This is a genomic window from Vibrio sp. JZG10 (genome assembly GCF_054064075.1).
Genome location: NZ_JBSUGE010000002.1, coordinates 424,253 through 441,395, shown reverse-complemented (window position 1 = coordinate 441,395; position 17,143 = coordinate 424,253). Strand labels below are relative to the sequence as shown.

Below are 17,143 nucleotides of genomic sequence, written 5' to 3'. Positions count from 1 at the left end.
CGCTAATATAGCGCCTCGTTTTTATTAGAGAATAGATTTCAAATGAGCCAAGAGTTTATGCGCCGCGCATTGGAAGTGTCCAAAAATGCGCTTCCTGAATGTCAACCCAACCCGCCGGTTGGCTGCGTGTTAGTGAAAGACAATCAAATCGTTTCAGAAGGTCATACTCAAGCTATTGGTGGCAATCACGCGGAAGTAGAAGCGCTGAATGCATATCAAGGCTCGTTAGAATCGGTGACGGCATACGTTACGCTCGAACCGTGTTCGTTTGTAGGTCGTACGCCAGCTTGCGCGGTGACATTAGTAAAATCCGGTATTGGCAAAGTCGTCGTAGCCATGTTGGATCCAGATCCGCGCAACAGTGGTCGAGGTATCGAGATTCTAAAACAAGCCGGTATTGAGGTAGAAATTGGTTTATGCGGCGAGGAAGTCAGCGAGTTTCTTACCCCATATTTAGGCAAATCTTAATGTAAGCTTTGGCCTGCTCACTAGCAGCCCACTTATGCGGTGAATGGAGTACGTCAAAATTGAGTTAAAACTCATTAAAACAGGTCGTACCGCCCATTTCTTGTACTTGGCTGCGTTAACTATCATGCTGTTAGATTAAAATAGAAAAAGTGATTTTCGAAAAATTTAATAGCATGAAACCGACCGATCTTAATCTCATCCCTATCTTTATTGCCATCTATGAAGAGGGGAATTTATCTAAAGCGGCAGCACGTCTCAGTATCACGCAGCCCGCAGTCAGCAAAGCGTTGGCACGCCTTCGTGATATTTATGATGAACCTTTATTTCATCGCTGTACCAAGGGGGTAGAACCTACCTCTTTTGCTATGGATATTTACCCTGCGCTGCTTACTTCGGTGCAAAACTTTACTTCAACTCTGGCGGCTTCTAGCGAATTTGACCCTAAAGTGTCGAATCGAGTGTTTTCCATTGCTTGTGTCTCTGTTGCAAGTTTTGAGTTGCTCCCTCAAGTCATGAAACAGATCCGTGAGTTAGCACCACATATTGCTTTAGAGGTTCATCCACTCTTTACGGAAGATTTTGAAAGCGATCTACGTTTGCAACGTTACGACTTGATCATTGATATCGCGCCAAGAGCACGAACGGTTTTAAAAGTTGAAACTGTGCTTACTGAGCGCTTGGTGGTGGTGTCTAGCGAGGAGCACCCACGCTTAAAGGACGAGATTACGGCTGAACAATTTTTTGAAGAAGAACATGTGGTGGTTTCGCAGTGGCAGAGTCGTAAGAGCTTGTTAAACGCCGATGATATTGTCGACTTGGACAAAAGAAAGGTAAAGTATCGAGCTTCTGGCGTATTGGAAATGCTACCTGTTATATGCGGTAGTGAATATATTGGTTTAATGCCCGAGTCGATGATCAACTTGTTCAACCACACCTATCATGTTAAATCTTTATCTATGCCATTTGATGAACAAACCTATGAGCTCTGCACAATATGGCATCCTAGTCGGACAAACGACAGTGCCCATCAGTGGTTGCGATCACAGATTAAACAAGCAGGGAAAACCATCAACCAATAGGAAGTGCAATGAAGAAAACAATACGTGCCATCCTTAACGGCAAAAAAGCTGGGAACCCAGAGTTAAGAGATGCAATCATGAAAATGAGAGACAAGGGCGTCGATGTGCAAGTGCGAGTGACTTGGGAATCTCAAGACATGCCGCGCTTGGTGAAAGAAGCGGTTGATGAAGGGATTGAACGTATTGTTGTCGCTGGTGGCGATGGGACCGTCAATGAGGCGGCTTCTGCGATTATCCAAATTGAAGAAGAAAAACGCCCTGAGTTAGCCATTATCCCTCTTGGTACCGCAAATGATTTTGCCACCGCGATTCAAGTGCCAGCTTCTATCAAGGCGTCTTTATCTCTCGCCGTAGAAGGGCAGTCTGCTTTGGTCGATTGTGTCAAGGCTAACGATCGCTACTTTATTAACGTGGCAACAGCAGGGTTTGGCGCAGAAGTTACGGCAGAAACGCCTGTTGAACTGAAAAACTTTCTTGGTGGCGGCGCTTATACACTAACTGGTGTTGTAAAAGCGCTCGGCTTTAAACCTTATGACGGAACAATAACAATTGAAGGCGGGGCTTATCAGGGAGAAATGTTGCTTGGCGCTTTCTGCAATGGTCGTTTAGCTGGAGGTGGGCAAGAGTTAGCATCGAAAGCGATGATTAATGATGGCTTGATGGATCTAACATTGGTGCGCCCATTCTTACCTCATGAGCTGCCAAAAGTTATCGAAGAGATCAATAATCCTAGCGAGAAAGGTGAGTTTGTAAAACACACAAGAGCAAGCTGGTTGGAGATAGACTTCCCAAATCCACTACCGCTTAATTTAGATGGTGAGCCATATCATTCGAGAACAATACGGTTTGATGTTCAGCCTAAGAGTATACGATTAGTCTTGCCGCAAGATTGTCCTTGCTTGACCAGCTAAACGAGTAGTTTCCGGCTCATAAACAACACAGCCTCCAATATGTGGCTGTGTTGTTTGTGTTGAGGTGTCAGGCGAATTAAAGCTTTTGAATGGTCTCTACGTCGATCTGCGTTGTTGTCCACTCTGAGTCAACTTCGCCTCGAATCGTCACTTTATCGTTTGGACCAACGTCTAGCCCCATCCAATCTTCATTGTCGATTTCCACTTCGATTTCACCAGTCTCATCTTTGAACAAGTAAGTCTCGTTACCAAGAGATTGAACAATGTGCCCAGTGAGCATTACGGCGCTGTCTTCGGTTGCGTTTTGCGCATCTTTCACTGTGTTGATTACGCTGACTTCTGGGCCATTAAAAGCAGCGAAAGCCGAGCTTGAAAGTAGGGCAAACATGGATGCCAAAATCATTTTTTTCATTATCGTTTCCTTAAATTAAAAGTAGTAAGTTGTGCCTACGTTAAAGGATGCTGTGTTTGCGTAGCTGTCTAGTTGATATTTTGCGTTTGCACCTATGGTGAGCTGCGGGAAAATTCTGTATTCCGCACCCACTGAGAACATTGCGCCTAGCTCGTTGTTTTTCTCTGTGTTGTGGAAAAGCGTGTTGTTCATTTCCACATCGTCATTCGCGACAAGCTCATATTCTTGATGTTTCGAAACTTTGGTGTCGTATTGCGTGTACGTTAGACCCGCTTTGAATTTTGTTGTCCATTTATCATTTAATGTATAGTTAAACACAGGTGCCAACGACACTTGCTTGGCTTTGATTGACGCATCCCAATCCATTTCATGATGGTAATCTTTGCCATCAATTTGTTTGATACCAAGGTTCTTTGAACGATTATCATCAAGGTCAAATTGGCTGTAGCCCAACTCTAGCGCCCAGTTGTCATTGAACGCGTAACCGACAAAACCTGAGAAAATACCGTCTTCAAGCTCAGGGTTGAGTGTTACGTTGTCAGTTGAAAAGTGAGGTTCCAAATCATGGTCAGTGGTGCCTAGTCCATATTCCAGACCTACATAAGGAGCCGCAGATACCGAAACTGAGCAGGTAACAAGTAACGCAAGAAGTGTTTTGTTCATTTTATTTCGCCTCTTCAAATCAACTTAGTGAGTAGAAGCGCATTTTGTGTGAAGAAGCGTGAAGCGATCGTGAAGAAACGAAAAAAATGTTTAGAAAAAAGAGCAAGGGGCGATAACTGAGGGGCGGTTTGAGTGGACAAACACCAAGCTCTTTATATAGAGTAAGTTAAGTTGCGGCGACGTAACACACCGCAAACGGGACATTAAGGCGAGTAAACTCTTTGATCCAACGCCATTGGTTATCCTGGAGTTTATCGCCAGGGCCTTTCACTTCAATCCACTCGAACTCGTTTTCTTTAAAAGCAATGAGATCCGGCATCCCATTACGGTAAAGCTTAAGGTCGCTCAATTGTATTTTGAACAGCGCCATCAGCATATTGGTTGGGATAGTGTTGAGCGCTGTTTCGAGTAGCTCTTTACTTATTAAATTCCAATGTACAAATGGATTACTGATGCCAAACTTCTCATCGTATTTTGTCAATAACGTCTGGGTGTTGCCCGCTTCTAGTTCGGCAAAAGCGGTGTCTATCAAAACTTGGCGCTTGGTAACAAAATCCGAGTGATATAAATCTAAAGGACGGTGTTGATAAGCGTTAATGAATGCCCCTTCAATAGGAGCAAAAATCGCATCCCAGAATGTGAGTCCCAGTAGCGAGTTGAGCAATGCATTTTCAGTGTAAAACACATTCCAGCCTAAGGACTCAAAATACGCTTTGCTGGCAAGCTCGACTCGTTGTTGAGATAAATCCAGTTCAATATGGTATTCGGAGCAGAGTGGCTTCGCTACTCTTGGTACTTTCGCGCCTTGTTTTCGCTTCAACCGTTGCTCAAGTTTTTGTGCGACTTCGAGCTCAGACACATCAATTGGCGACTGTAGCATCTCTGTGACAATGTCACTAAATAAATCATCTTGGTTTAGTTTGTCATAGATACGTGCACGTCGTTCTCGGCTCGGAGCGAGCTGAGTTTGGCTAAATAGAGATAGGGCGGTCTCTAGATCATTAAGCCGTTCGTAATCACGTGCTATGTCATTCAACATGTGCTCACGTTTACGATCTACGTAATGGTGATTAACGGGCTGAGGCATTGCCTTAATTAATAAGTCGAGATTGGCTTTGTCTTTTCGATCAAATTGCCAGTACAGGTTGCTCAGTTGGCTCAGCTCAATTAAGCGGTCTATTTGCTCACGTGAATCAAAGAAACGGCGCACTTTACTCAATTGGTATTGCTCGAACTGATGTAGACCTAAGTCATCAAGCACAAACTGACTTAAGTCTTGATGGGTGTTGGCAAAAAATAGGGTGAGTAAAACATCGATCATGTGGGCGGAATTGAGTTTGATGATCGTAAACTCAAGCTGCTCAAAACGATCAAATTCCGTGTTGCTTAAACTCTCCACAAGGACATCTTTCTTTAATGACTTCGGTAGCTCTGGGTAAAGTGCAGAGATCTCCGGTTTCGTCAGTAAGCTAGACGCTAACTCTTGATGAGAGAGTGTTGGGGAAAGGGCCACAAACTCATGTTGACTCAATTCTGCCAGTGCTTCATTGATAGAAGGTATTTCTTGATAACTCAGCTTATCACTTCGAAACCAACACCCTTTTCGGCTGTATAAACGCACCAACAGGCATTGGGCGTGTTTGCTCAAGGAATCAAACGAGCAAAGCCAAGCGTGTTCATCCTCGACCAGTAAATCGCTGTACCAGGTTACTGCGTGGTGAGTCAGCTTAAAGAAGTTTTCTAGATAGTAGTCTGGTGCAAGTTCGATAGGGCTTTCCATAAACGACCTGTAACAAAAAAGGCTTAACCCATAGGTTAAGCCTTTTCGCTATCAAATCAATTCGCAATTATGCGTTTTTTAGCTGCGCTACCTTCGCTTCAGACAGTGGCTTAGTGATGAACGCAAGTACGATACATACTGCCATCATTGCTGAAGAAATAGTGTAAGCCAAGGTGTAGCCTTCGCCGTTCGTCATAGAGAAGCCAACAACTGCTGCGCCGATTGCACCACCGATACCCCATGCAGTGTAAAGCACGCCGTAGTTAGTTCCGTAGTTTTTCAAACCGTAGAACTCGGCCGTTAGAGTAGGGAATACCGCTAGAAGTGTACCGTAACCTACCGCTGCGATCGCAGTACCAATGATCAGAGTGAACTCAGAGTCGAACGTTGCGAACAGCACCATGTTTACGCCTTGTAGGACGAACGCAAGTAGAAGCGTACGAACACCGCCGATTTTATCTGCAAGCATACCCGCAGCAACACGGCCGCCTGAGTTAAATACAGCAAGAATAGACGCTAGGTAAACGGCGTTTGGTAAGTTTGCTTGAACGCTTGCGATTGTCGTGATGTTGCCGATGATCATTAGACCAACAGAAGCTGCGAATGCGTACATGATCCATAGAGAGTAGAACTGTGGCGTCTTCAGCATTGCTTTCCAAGTTAGGTCATCTGACTTTTGAACCGCTTTAGGTGCTTGACCTTCTTTTACTTTCGGCTCAGCAGGTGTGTAGTCTGCTGGTGGGTTGTTGATGGTTGCTGCAAGAGGAACCGCAATCGCTAGGATACCAACACCAAGAACCATAAAGCTCGTTTGAATGCCCATGCTGTCGATCAATGATGATGTTACTGGTGCTAGGTAGATAGCCGCTAGACCGAAACCAGCCGCAATAATGCCGTTAACCATGCCTTTCTTCGAAGCGTGGAACCATTTCATTGCAGAAGGTGATAGGCATGCGTAGCCAAAGCCGATACCTGCACCTGTGATCACACCGAAGGTAATGTTCAGCATGAGTGGAGTGTCAACAAAGCCAGATGCGATCATGCCTAGACCTGTAAGAACAGTACCTAGGATAAGGATCATACGCGGACCCATGCGGTCTTGAAGAATACCTGCAACAAGAAGACAGATAGAGAAAGTGATGGTTGCAGTTGCATAAGGTGCAGAAGCTTCTGCAGCACTCCAGCCTGATTCAGTTACCAGTGCCTTGTTGAATACACTCCAAGCATACAGGATGCCAAGACAAAGGTTGATACAGAACCCTGCTAACAGGATGCGCATAGCTTTATCAATCTTGCTCATTTTCATTCTCAGTTTTTCCTCTTGTTGGCAATGCCGCAAAGAGGGTTGGTTTAAAGATGTTTTTTCTCAAAATTAGTTTGCGTTTTTCAACGATTAACGCAATGAGCGCGGATTATAACCAATAAATATGTGATTGGAATCTCTTTTTGCCGTTACTGATAAAATAATTTGAAACATTAAAAGCGGATGTGAATTCATGGTTTTGTATGTGGTTGGAGTGTTATCAAAAAGTGATGATTTTTGTTGTAAGGAATGAGGAACTAGTCAAAACAGAGAATTCAGTGCGCAGTTGGGTGCACAGCTCACATTTCATATAAAAAATTTCAAAATGTTACCGTGTTAACTCTCTGTAACAAAAATGACTGAAATATCGTCTTATCGCCGTAAGTATTGGATGTAAAGGGTTTCTTAAATTTAAATTGTTAACCTTTTGTAATAACTAGAGCTGATTAGGTTTTTTGTGCACTAAGTGAACAAAAAAGTCACTTGTAATTGCAGATTATAGGAGCAGAATATAGCGAAAAATGAGATTTCATTTATGAAGGGATGCTTTTTTAGACTTGTTGTGAGGTGACTTATGAAACTGTTCCTATTACTCATGGCTTCGGTATCTGCTGGTGTCGCATCTGCAGACCACATCCATTCATTTATGTTGGGTCTATCTATTGCTTCTCTAGCGGTAGGGAGCTGTTATTTCTTTGCATTCCGTAGCTCGCGCTTTCCACAGCTTGCTTTATTCTTACTAATTTGCGGCATGCTTTCTAAGTTGACGATAACGGTTGTTGGTGTGATGTGGGGAATGTCGGCTGAATTAATTACGTCTCCAATCGTATTCGCACTTTCGTATTTATTCTTCTCTCTCGCCGTGACCTACTTATGGTTTAGTTATCGAGAGAGTATTACTAAGATCCCTGATCGATTTAAGTCAGCGTAAATCGTCAAATAAGAACACATAATGAAAAAACGCCAGCACTTTTGCTGGCGCTTTTGTTTAAAGCTAAGTCAGTTAGCTTGTTGTGTTTGGCTCGGTAGGGTTTGTCCAGTATTGACTGATACTGTTAGTGGCGGCTCTGGAACTTCTAAGAAGCAGGCGATTACTCTATAGAGTTCTCCTTCCGCAACGGTAACCTTTCCATCCGATTCAATCGCTAATCGACACGCTTTTACGAACAAGCGACGACTTTTCGGTTTGAGCTGCAGTAGGAGCTCTAAAGCGGCGCGATTTAGGCCCCAGTTCTTATTTGCGGGTTGTAACTCTGCATCATTAAAGCCCAAACAGGTTAGGGCGCTGCTAAATGCACGTTGAGCGTCTTCCGGTTGAGAGTGACTAACCCAAGCCAATTCGCGCAGTAGCCAAAACACACTCTCTTTTAATTGCTTTAAAGATTGGATCTGTTTTGTACATCCATACGATTCGAGTAGTTGCTTCTCCAATAAGTTGATGACACACCATTCTGCGAGTGAGTAGTGGTCATCAGTTTGAGAGAGTTCACGTAGCACCTGGCACAGTCTGTTTTTCTGACCCTCACTTAGCGATTTCAAGGCAGGAATGGAGAGTTCGAGTAATGGAAAGCGTAGATGAAGAGGCAAATCATAATCCAGCCATGGTAATAATTGTGCTTGAGACACATTTGGGATATGACTTTTTATCATCTCTCGCTGGAGTTCACTGCCATCAAATATCAAGGCAAAAGCAATAAAGCGCGCACTGTATGGTTCACGAGCGATGTCGACAAGTTCGGAAGGAAGTTGGTTAAGTAGTTGTTGACCTACTTCGCTGAGTTCTGCGGTGGTTGGTTTCTCAGGTTGTGTCGACGTCCCTGATGAGAATCCACTAACGTTATCATTCTCAAAGCTTGTCGTTGGACGATGCGAACTTTGAGAAAAACTTCCATCCCAACCAGGTTCAATTCGGCGAATCCGTTCTTCTAGTGGAGGGTGAGTAGCAAATAGGCCAGAAAAGCCGGAGAGTTTGCTTTGACCAAACATCATATGGCTCATCTCATCGCTTGCTTTTGTATTCAATGAAGAACCCGCCATATGGCTACCAATTTTCTTGAGTGCACCAGCAATGCCTTGATCGTTTCGAGTAAATTGAACGGCACTGGCATCAGCGAGAAATTCACGTTGACGAGAGATTGCAGCTTTGATCATCGAGCCAAACAAGGTGCCAATCCAGCCCAGAACCAAACAGATAATCGCAATCAGCATGATAACCGCAAAGCCTTTATCGGAATCGGAAGAACTTCTTGATACGCGGCTCGTATGATGAGTGTTATCTAAGACCAAGTGTCCAAAATGTGCAATGCAAGTGATGCCAAACAGTACGCCGATAAGACGTGTATTTAAACGCATATCTCCGTTTAAGATATGGCTGAATTCATGAGCAATGACACCTTGTAGTTCATCTCGCGTGAAGCTATCCAGTGCGCCTTGTGTGACGCCGATGACGGCATCATCAATGCTCATGCCTGCTGCGAAAGCATTGATACCGCGCTCTTCCTGCATCACATAGACGGGAGGAACCGGAATACCAGATGCAATTGCCATCTCTTCCACAACGTTGAGCAGTTGTCTATGTTTTGCATCTAAGGTGTTTGAGGAAATCAGCTTGCCGCCTATGCTCTCAGCAACACCTCGGCCTCCATTGGAGGTGAGGGCGGATAAGCGAACCGTTGAACTTATCGCAACAACCAGCAATACACCGGCAAAGCACAACAAGACGTAGGTAAGTGCGGTTTCTTGATCAAAGTGTTCGCCTGTTACTCCGTAATAGATACCAATCGATAATACGCTTACCAAACCAGTGATGGTGACAACTGCTAAGGAAAACAGGAACACCAAAAGCCCAGTGCGTTGACGCGCGGTATCTTGATGGTCAAAGAAATCCATTAGAACTCAACCTTCGGGGCCGCTTGTATTTCAGCACTGTCAGAAAACTCTAACAGTTTGCCATCTTGGAATCCGAATGCGTTGGAAAACAACACTGGCGGGAACGTTTGTTTGTATGTGTTGTAGCTGGTTACCGCATCATTAAATGCTTGGCGAGCAAACGCAACTTTGTTCTCAGTGCTGGTTAATTCTTCTTGAAGCTGACTCATGGTTTCATTCGCTTTAAGCTCAGGGTAGGCTTCCACTACAACATTAAGTTTGCCCAACGCACTTTGCAGCATGCCTTCTGCTTGGTTTAGTTGGCTAATTGCCGTATCACTACCAGGTGCGTCACTGGCTGCTTTCAGGCCAGCAATTGCTTGATTACGAGCTTGGATGACACGTTCAAATGTTTCTTTTTCGTGTTCCATATAGCCTTTTGCAGTATTAACTAAGTTCGGAATCAAATCGTATCGACGTTTTAATTGAACCTCTATTTGAGCGAAGCTGTTTTTGAAACGGTTTTGTAGAGTAACGAGCTTGTTGTAGATACTGACGGCGTACACCACAACGAGCAGGACAATAACGATAAAGACAATAAATGCAGTCATAATAAATCCCATTTTCTTAATGTATTCAGTTCTTATATAAACTGTTGAGATATTAAGCAAATGCTTCTGAAGAAGCGATGTAATAACCGAGAAATATGTCACGAGTTGAGTAACAATTAAAATGCATTTACAAAGCAATACAGAAAGAATAATGGCACTGGAGAGATGAAAGAAAAAGGCCCAGCTAGAAGCCGGGCCTTGTCGATAAGCGATATTGGCGATGCCGTTAGGCACTCATTGGAACAAGCACCATAGTACCAATTATAACTGTGATAAGACCGGCAAGAACCGGAACAGATGTTCGTTTTACAACCTCAAACGGGCTGATGTTCGCCATACCGGATGTCGCAACGATTACGCCAGACACTGGTGAGATAGTACGACCTAGGTTTGATGCTTGAAGCATCGGGATAATTAGGAACGCTGGGTTTAGTCCCATTTTCGCAGCCAAAGATGGTGCCAACTCCACAAATGCATAGAAAGGTGCGTTACCAGACCCCGTTGCAATCGCTGCTGCAACTGTCAATGCAGTAAGGATAAGCATTAAAGCAACACCGCCTGCTCCTGCACTGTCTGCAAGGTGAAGTAGGTTATCGATAGCGCCGATAGACATTAGACCTTGCGCAAAAACCCCCGCTGCAACCAAAAGCATCACAACGCCTTTGAACGCGTCAGCCATGCCAGCGTAACAAGAATCTAAATCTTCCAGTGATTTCTTACCATCAAACTTATTTACAACGTAATGGATCAGAGCGCCAAGGAAAATCGAACCGACCACAATAGTGTAAATGTCTAGGCTAAGTCCTGGAATGGTACGACCGTTGAATAGGAACACGCCGATGATAGGTAGAAATGGCAGTGCCGCATAAAACGCTGGTGCATCGGCTTTGATCTCTGATACGTCAATTTTTTCCATTGGCGTATTTTCTTTCTTATCTAAGTATTTGTTCCAGAAGAAAGCCGCGGCAGCCATCACGATGATTGCGCAGATAGAAACAGGCAACACTGTTTGTACCGCAAACACATCAAGCGCCAAGCCAGATTTTTCGGCGGCGATCACCACATCACCAGAGGTTGGAGAAAGAATGATTGCCGCAGGAGAGGCACAAACTGCAACCGCTGCTGGACGAGAGATCCCCATTGCGACCATCATTGGGAACAATGTCGCCATTAATAGTACGCCAAGGCCAGTTGCAGAACTTACCGCAAGAGACATCAAACACGCCACAATGTAAGCCGCTACCAAAAGGACATAAGGAGACTTGATAACAGAAAGCGGTTTAGAGAACTGTTTAACTACAACGTTATTCGCGCCGATGTGAGTCATATAGGAAGCGAAGCCACATAGCAACATGATTTGCATACCAAGGCCGCCGCCGCGGTATTGTAGCATGTATTTCACGTATTCTAGCGCGTCTGTCACCATGTTACCGGTTGAGGTGATTTTTGAGGGCAGCACGTCATGCCCCAATACGCCAGTCATAAGAAGTAAAGCAATACCAGCCGTCAGTAACACGCCCGCTGCTTTATAGCCTTTGACGATAAAGTAACCTACAGCAATGGTGACAACTAAGCCAATTAAGAGCTCTAACATAGGGATCTCCGAATGTTATGAAAAAAAGAAAGAAACTGTTTCAGTTTATGACAAGGAATTTACAGAATTCTTAACTGTGGCACGAGACAAATATGGGGCTTGCATGATCTGAGACAAATAATAATTTAATAATTAATTTCGTTAGATTGTATTGTTGGAATTTGGTTTTCTAAGTGTTATGTGCTGGTTTGAAGCTGTTTGCAGGAAGGAAAATATGACCAGAAATTTGAATAAATAGTGAGGGAATTGATTCAAAATGAGAAAAAGAAACAACTCAGTGAGTTGGAAGAGGGTAATAATCCTTGCAACAAAAAAGCTTCGCCGAAGCGAAGCTAAATCGTAAGGATGGGTTAAGTTAAGCGTATCGGCGCACCATGAGGTTCCAACTGCGTTGTTGCCGCTCGAACTCCGCTTTGATTTGCTGATACTTTATCTTGGTCACAGAGCACTCGTATTTTTTTACTACACTGGCTGTTTTTGCACCGAGTACTTCCTTTCGCATCTCATAATATTCCTGCATGTGATGAACTAGCGCATCAAACTCGTGTTGTAACTGATCGAGAATCGTCTGCGTATTCGGTTTTGCTCCCAGTTTTTCTTTTGCTTTCTTCAAGAGTTGAGTTGCGCGAGCTTTTTCAATTCTAAATGTAGGCGTTGTGCGCAACTTAGATGTGAGTCCAAGCCAAGAACAAGACTTAATCAACCACTTGGTCGGGTCGTAATGCCACCAATACACACCATTACGATAGTCATTCTCGAAGATATGATGGAAATTGTGGTAGCCCTCACCAAATGTGAAAAAGGCTAACACGCCGTTGTCGCGAGCGGTGTTTTTGTCCGTGAAAGTCTGTTTTCCCCAAACATGCGCAAGTGAGTTAATGAAAAAGGTCGTGTGGTGGCTCATAAAGAGTCGAGCGGCACCAACTACTAATAACATACCCCAAATATCGCCGTAGATAATACCAAGAGCGACCGGAAAGCCAATATTGGTGAGTAGAGCAAGTGGAACATAGTACTTATGTTGCCACATGACGATTTTGTCACGCTTTAAATCGCGGCAGTTGGTGTATTCGTTTTCCTGCGATTTGTTGTAGTCGCGTAACATCCAACCAATATGAGAATACCAAAAGCCACGTTTCGCTGAGTAAGGATCTTTGTCGTTATTGTCGACATGCTTGTGGTGTACACGATGATCAGAAGACCAGTGTAATGCACTATTTTGCAAAGAAAATGCTCCTCCAATCGCAAAAATAGCACGTAAAATTGGATGAGCTTCGTATGTTTTGTGGCTCCAGAGTCGGTGATAGCCTGCTGTAATAGAAAGATTCGTAAAACTGAATGCCATCACTCCCCAAACTAGATGCTCCCAACCCAGTCCAAAATGATATGCATACCAAGGCATTACAATAAAAGTCAGAACAAAACTGGAAGAAAATATCAATGTATTCAACCAGATAATGGGTGGTTTGTTTTGAGTCACAGGTGTATTCCTAACTTTGAGCTAACAACTGTTCGCCAGAATATCAGCGTACACGTGTAAGTCAAATTAAAGTTAGACAAATGTGACTGTTCCTTTGGATGTACATTAAGGAACTTGATGGGATATTTTGCTTTTAATTGAATAATGAGTAGTATTAAAAAATGAGCTCTGACTTAAGGTGTATAAAATCTGCCAAGAAACAAGTGTTATAAAGGTGGAATATGCCGAGACTCTATAAAGAAGTAAAAAATGTAAGAAAATAGGAATACGTAATGGATTTACGATTAGCGGAATATAAGGACTACGAGCGCATTGCGCATCTTCATGCGGATAGTTGGAAGCGTCATTACCGTGGCATTCTTAGTGATAACTATCTTGATAAAGAGGCGATTGACGACAAACTACTGATCTGGCAAACCCGTCTGACCAACCCACCATTCAACCAGCACATTGTCTTGGCGGAAGAGGGTGGTTTGTTGCTCGGCTTCGTTTGTGTGTTTGGCAACCATGACTTCGAGCGTGGAACCTTTATTGACGCACTGCATGTTGATGACAGCTACCGCGGTCGTGGTATTGGCAAGCAGCTATTACTTGCTGTCGCAGAATGGCAACAACAGTATTTTAAAGACACTGGTCTTTATCTAGAAGTCGTATCGCAAAACATTTCTGCAATTGAATTCTACCGCCATATTGGAGGTCAAGAATGTCAAGAGCGAACTTGGCGTGCGCCAGGTGGTACAGAAGTATTGGAGAAGGTATTCCGTTGGAAGAATGCTCAGTCACTAGTCAGTGGGATAGAAGAAAACGTTATTTACTCCTAGTCTGACGTTTTAGCTTAGCAATAAGAGCAGCATCAACGCTGCTCTTTTTTGTGCCTGCCCTAAAGTTTTGTGTTTCAGTGGGCGACTTAAAAGCAAAGCCCCATGGCTTTTAGCTCTGACTCGCATTGCTGAGCATTTTCAAACTGAATGGCTTCCATGCCTACCGCTCGGGCCCCTTCGACGTTGTATGGCATATCATCAAGAAATACCGTTTCCTCGGCCTGAAGCTGATATGTTGAAAGTAGGGCTTGGTAGATCTCAGCTTGTGGCTTTAGTAACTGCACTTCAGAAGAGATGATTGCACCTTCAAACAGCGGCCAGAATTCATAGGTAGCACGAAGATGCTCAACAATTTCGTTGACGTTGTCTGTGAGCGCATAAACGCGATATCCTGCACTTTTTATTCTTTTTAGCAGTTCGACACTGCCGTAAAGTAATATTTGTGTATGTTTTACGTAGTAAAAAAAGCGGTCCATTTCTTCCGCTGTCACTTTGTGCTCACGTTGATAGCACAGTTTGGCTTCCTCTTCGGAAATGATTCCTTTGTTTAAGTCTTTCCAGATTTGTGATGAAAACAGCAACTGGGCCATTTTTTCCGCTTCTACTGAGTGACCAAATGTTAAGCGAACAATCTCTACCGGAGACCAGCGTACTAATACATTTCCCACATCAAAAATTACGTTTTTTATTTGTAAAGGTTCCATAACACACTCCAAGCCAATTGTTCATCACCGCGTTACATCCACAGTGAATGCTGTCGTTAAATCTTTGGAAGTTCGAGCTAAAGGCGCTGTTTAAACGTCTCGAACGTATATGAGATTAACATCCCTTAGGATACAACGCGATTATCGCAAAATTACACTAAACTATATGCAACTTCATTTATTTGGTTGTAAATCAAGTGTCTCTATCTTAAAAGATTGAAATTAAAGACAAGCGTCGCGAAATATTTGCGCCATTTCGCGCTGCTTATAAGCGTTAAGTAATATATAATTACTTAATAATAAAACGATAAGAATGAATGCAAATCACACTATTGGGACGTCAGGCGGAGTAGGCAAAATAGATAATATGGACTCGATACGTAAGGTTTATCAATATGCAGAACCCAATCTGACTCTCGTTGGTTGGATGGGGTTTCTTGGCTTTCCGCTGTACTACTTTGTTTGGGATTTTGTTTTCCCACAGGCTTATGAAAACTTGCCGCTCAGATTGTTTTGTTCACTATTGTTCTTTGGCATCATTTTTAGAAATCGCCTGTCGTCAACGTGGCGAAAATATATCCATATTTACTACCAAGTGACGATAACGATCTGCTTACCGTTTTTCTTTTTCTATATGTTATTGATGAATGACTGGTCCAATGTTTGGGTCATGTCCTTTATGTCCGCGATTTTCTTGCACATTCTATTGGTTCATGTCACAAGAGTTATGTTCGCTCAAACTTTTGCCGGAATAGGTTTAGCGACGTTCTTTGCTTGGGTGGCGAAAGGGTTTCATCTCGATTTAACAATGGACTGGACGCATGTGCCAATCTTTCTCTTTATTTATGTATTTGGCAATTTATTCTACTTTCGGAACCAAGTAGAGCACGAAGCGAAAGTGTCGTTGGCCAAGTCATTCGGGGCCGGAATTGCGCATGAAATGCGTAACCCTTTAAGTGGCCTTTGTACGTCAATCGATGTTATCCAATCAGTCTTACCCAGTAAAAAAGAAGCCGAGAAAGACCAATATCTGATGAGCGGAGAGGATGTCACCCTGCTGCGCGAAGTTAGTGAGGATGCGATGAACATCATCCAGTCGGGCAACGAGACGATAGATTTACTTTTGACATCGATAGACGAAAACCGTGTCTCGCGATCCAGTTTCCAAAAGCATTCTGCTCACTCAGTGGTTGAAAAAGCGATTGAAAGCTTTAGTTATAAGCGTGCGACGGATCGCTTTGCTATATCCCTAGATGCGAGAAGTGAGTTTGATTTTCTTGGTAGCGATACCTTACTCAAATACGTTATGTATAACCTTTTCAAGAACGCCTTCCATCATCGCACATCTGAAGATTTCCACATACATGTCTCCATGACGAGTACGGAGCACTCAAACCAAATCGTTGTAACCGATAATGGTGCAGGCATTGCTCCTGATGTCCTACGTAATATATTTCAGGACTTTTACACAACTGGTAAGTCAGGCAGCTATGGTTTGGGTTTGCCATTTTGTAAAAAAGTGATGCGTTCTTTTGGAGGTAACATTGAATGCCAGTCTCAGCTAGGTGAGTGGTCTCAGTTCACGTTAACTTTCCCGCCGATCACATCTGATATCGTGACTGAAATTAAAAACGATTTGACCAAACTCAAAACCATCCTAACGGTGACTAATCAAGATATTCTTGTGTCGAAAGTGACGGACATTAGCCGTTTTATGGGTTTTGAATCAACGATCTTAGATGTTAATCAAGTGCTCAAAAAGAAAGAGTATGAGTTCGAATTCGACCTGATTTTTATCGATCTTGAGAGCTTGGATGCAAGAGCAAACCAATTGGATAGATTAGAATCTCTTTTGTCTTTCACGGAAGCTCGTATCGTTTATCTTTTTGAGCATCACCCGACACAGAGAGCATGCAAAGCGGCATATGAGCCTATTTGGGTCGAGACTCAAGCCTGGTTATTGAATACTAAGCCAACCATTGACCGTCTCTTGTATGATTCAAGCTATGTATCGACACCAACGGCCTCAGTGGCTTTGGATACGTCAAATAAGCGGACAATTATGGTCGTGGATGATAACGAATCTTTGCGAAAATTTACCGCGATGTTACTCGAAAAGCAGGGCTTTGAAGTGATTCAGAAAGAAGACGGGCAGCAAGCACTGGATACATTAGAGCAAGAGAACGTTGACCTCATTCTTATGGATATCGAGATGCCCATCATGGATGGTGTAGAAGCTTCAAGGCGAATTCGAAGCTCGGATAAAAACTATGCGTCGGTACCTATTATTGCGCATACTGGGGATAGCTCACCTGTTACGCTGGACAAAATAGGCTCTTCTGGCATGTCTGACTTTATCGTGAAACCAGCGGATAAAAATCGCTTATTCGACAAAATCGCAAACTGGATTTAATCACTCGCAACTGTGTTATCTTGAGACGAGTTGATC

Annotated in this window: 15 protein-coding genes; 6 read left to right on the top strand and 9 right to left on the bottom strand. The window is 43.5% G+C overall.

Features of this window, described 5'->3' with window-relative positions; genetic code table 11:
• Positions 1 to 42: 42 nt before the first annotated feature.
• From ACWYVB_RS04505 to yegS, 3 genes are all read left to right on the top strand, one after another.
• Entirely contained in the window at positions 43 to 468 is a 426-nt protein-coding gene (locus tag ACWYVB_RS04505) for a bifunctional diaminohydroxyphosphoribosylaminopyrimidine deaminase/5-amino-6-(5-phosphoribosylamino)uracil reductase RibD (protein WP_005498583.1), read from the top strand.
• Between the two features lie 173 nt (positions 469 to 641).
• Positions 642 to 1,547, top strand: a complete 906-nt coding sequence (locus ACWYVB_RS04500; protein ID WP_264912288.1) for a LysR family transcriptional regulator — start codon at positions 642 to 644, stop codon at positions 1,545 to 1,547.
• Positions 1,548 to 1,555: 8 nt separating this feature from the next.
• Entirely contained in the window at positions 1,556 to 2,458 is a 903-nt protein-coding gene (gene yegS / locus ACWYVB_RS04495; RefSeq protein ID WP_048624961.1) for a lipid kinase YegS, read from the top strand.
• 76 nt (positions 2,459 to 2,534) lie between these two features.
• Here the strand turns inward: yegS and ACWYVB_RS04490 are convergent, their stop codons facing one another.
• The 4 genes from ACWYVB_RS04490 to ACWYVB_RS04475 all read right to left on the bottom strand — a co-directional run bounded on the left by ACWYVB_RS04490 (position 2,535) and on the right by ACWYVB_RS04475 (position 6,613).
• Entirely contained in the window at positions 2,535 to 2,870 is a 336-nt protein-coding gene (locus ACWYVB_RS04490; RefSeq protein WP_074190591.1) for a NirD/YgiW/YdeI family stress tolerance protein, read from the bottom strand.
• A gap of 15 nt (positions 2,871 to 2,885) precedes the next feature.
• On the bottom strand, positions 2,886 to 3,533 hold the full coding sequence (locus tag ACWYVB_RS04485) for an AcfA family outer membrane beta-barrel protein (protein WP_256952547.1): 648 nt from the start codon (positions 3,531 to 3,533) through the stop codon (positions 2,886 to 2,888).
• 166 nt (positions 3,534 to 3,699) lie between these two features.
• Entirely contained in the window at positions 3,700 to 5,313 is a 1,614-nt protein-coding gene (locus tag ACWYVB_RS04480; protein WP_317410472.1) for a VRR-NUC domain-containing protein, read from the bottom strand.
• Between the two features lie 67 nt (positions 5,314 to 5,380).
• On the bottom strand, positions 5,381 to 6,613 hold the full coding sequence (locus ACWYVB_RS04475; protein ID WP_041853136.1) for an L-lactate MFS transporter: 1,233 nt from the start codon (positions 6,611 to 6,613) through the stop codon (positions 5,381 to 5,383).
• A gap of 577 nt (positions 6,614 to 7,190) precedes the next feature.
• Between ACWYVB_RS04475 and ACWYVB_RS04470 the strand changes: the two genes are divergently transcribed.
• The gene (locus tag ACWYVB_RS04470) at positions 7,191 to 7,547 is read left to right on the top strand and encodes a hypothetical protein (RefSeq protein WP_005398137.1); all 357 of its coding nucleotides are present in this window, start codon (positions 7,191 to 7,193) and stop codon (positions 7,545 to 7,547) included.
• Positions 7,548 to 7,615: 68 nt separating this feature from the next.
• Here ACWYVB_RS04470 and ACWYVB_RS04465 read toward each other — a convergent pair whose 3' ends face one another.
• From ACWYVB_RS04465 to ACWYVB_RS04450, 4 genes are all read right to left on the bottom strand, one after another.
• On the bottom strand, positions 7,616 to 9,505 hold the full coding sequence (locus tag ACWYVB_RS04465; RefSeq protein ID WP_170901751.1) for a M48 family metallopeptidase: 1,890 nt from the start codon (positions 9,503 to 9,505) through the stop codon (positions 7,616 to 7,618).
• The gene (locus ACWYVB_RS04460; RefSeq protein WP_317410474.1) at positions 9,505 to 10,095 is read right to left on the bottom strand and encodes a LemA family protein; all 591 of its coding nucleotides are present in this window, start codon (positions 10,093 to 10,095) and stop codon (positions 9,505 to 9,507) included. The genes ACWYVB_RS04465 and ACWYVB_RS04460 overlap by 1 nt, the downstream gene beginning before the upstream one ends.
• 226 nt (positions 10,096 to 10,321) lie before the next feature.
• Positions 10,322 to 11,689 carry an anaerobic C4-dicarboxylate transporter DcuC gene (dcuC, locus tag ACWYVB_RS04455; RefSeq protein WP_317410476.1) on the bottom strand — a complete coding sequence of 456 codons (1,368 nt, stop codon included), beginning with the start codon at positions 11,687 to 11,689 and terminating at the stop codon, positions 10,322 to 10,324.
• Between the two features lie 355 nt (positions 11,690 to 12,044).
• Positions 12,045 to 13,169: an acyl-CoA desaturase gene (locus ACWYVB_RS04450; RefSeq protein ID WP_005398197.1), complete on the bottom strand. Its 1,125-nt coding sequence runs from the start codon at positions 13,167 to 13,169 to the stop codon at positions 12,045 to 12,047.
• Positions 13,170 to 13,441: 272 nt separating this feature from the next.
• On the opposite strand from ACWYVB_RS04450, the gene ACWYVB_RS04445 reads away from it, so the two are divergent.
• On the top strand, positions 13,442 to 13,990 hold the full coding sequence (locus ACWYVB_RS04445; RefSeq protein ID WP_005398196.1) for a GNAT family N-acetyltransferase: 549 nt from the start codon (positions 13,442 to 13,444) through the stop codon (positions 13,988 to 13,990).
• 86 nt (positions 13,991 to 14,076) lie between these two features.
• On the opposite strand, the gene ACWYVB_RS04440 is transcribed toward ACWYVB_RS04445, so the two are convergent.
• Positions 14,077 to 14,694, bottom strand: a complete 618-nt coding sequence (locus ACWYVB_RS04440) for an HAD family hydrolase (protein WP_074190595.1) — start codon at positions 14,692 to 14,694, stop codon at positions 14,077 to 14,079.
• Positions 14,695 to 15,061: 367 nt separating this feature from the next.
• Here ACWYVB_RS04440 and ACWYVB_RS04435 point away from each other — a divergent pair, with 367 nt between their 5' ends.
• Entirely contained in the window at positions 15,062 to 17,107 is a 2,046-nt protein-coding gene (locus ACWYVB_RS04435; protein WP_006742321.1) for a response regulator, read from the top strand.
• Positions 17,108 to 17,143: the final 36 nt, after the last annotated feature.

Coding starts and splice junctions, on each gene's coding strand:
- ACWYVB_RS04505 (WP_005498583.1), top strand. CDS start 43: ATGAGCCAAGAGTTTATGCGCCGCGCATTGGAAGTGTCCAAAAATGCG.
- ACWYVB_RS04500 (WP_264912288.1), top strand. CDS start 642: ATGAAACCGACCGATCTTAATCTCATCCCTATCTTTATTGCCATCTAT.
- yegS (WP_048624961.1), top strand. CDS start 1,556: ATGAAGAAAACAATACGTGCCATCCTTAACGGCAAAAAAGCTGGGAAC.
- ACWYVB_RS04490 (WP_074190591.1), bottom strand. CDS start 2,870: ATGAAAAAAATGATTTTGGCATCCATGTTTGCCCTACTTTCAAGCTCG.
- ACWYVB_RS04485 (WP_256952547.1), bottom strand. CDS start 3,533: ATGAACAAAACACTTCTTGCGTTACTTGTTACCTGCTCAGTTTCGGTA.
- ACWYVB_RS04480 (WP_317410472.1), bottom strand. CDS start 5,313: ATGGAAAGCCCTATCGAACTTGCACCAGACTACTATCTAGAAAACTTC.
- ACWYVB_RS04475 (WP_041853136.1), bottom strand. CDS start 6,613: ATGAGCAAGATTGATAAAGCTATGCGCATCCTGTTAGCAGGGTTCTGT.
- ACWYVB_RS04470 (WP_005398137.1), top strand. CDS start 7,191: ATGAAACTGTTCCTATTACTCATGGCTTCGGTATCTGCTGGTGTCGCA.
- ACWYVB_RS04465 (WP_170901751.1), bottom strand. CDS start 9,505: ATGGATTTCTTTGACCATCAAGATACCGCGCGTCAACGCACTGGGCTT.
- ACWYVB_RS04460 (WP_317410474.1), bottom strand. CDS start 10,095: ATGACTGCATTTATTGTCTTTATCGTTATTGTCCTGCTCGTTGTGGTG.
- dcuC (WP_317410476.1), bottom strand. CDS start 11,689: ATGTTAGAGCTCTTAATTGGCTTAGTTGTCACCATTGCTGTAGGTTAC.
- ACWYVB_RS04445 (WP_005398196.1), top strand. CDS start 13,442: ATGGATTTACGATTAGCGGAATATAAGGACTACGAGCGCATTGCGCAT.
- ACWYVB_RS04440 (WP_074190595.1), bottom strand. CDS start 14,694: ATGGAACCTTTACAAATAAAAAACGTAATTTTTGATGTGGGAAATGTA.
- ACWYVB_RS04435 (WP_006742321.1), top strand. CDS start 15,062: ATGGACTCGATACGTAAGGTTTATCAATATGCAGAACCCAATCTGACT.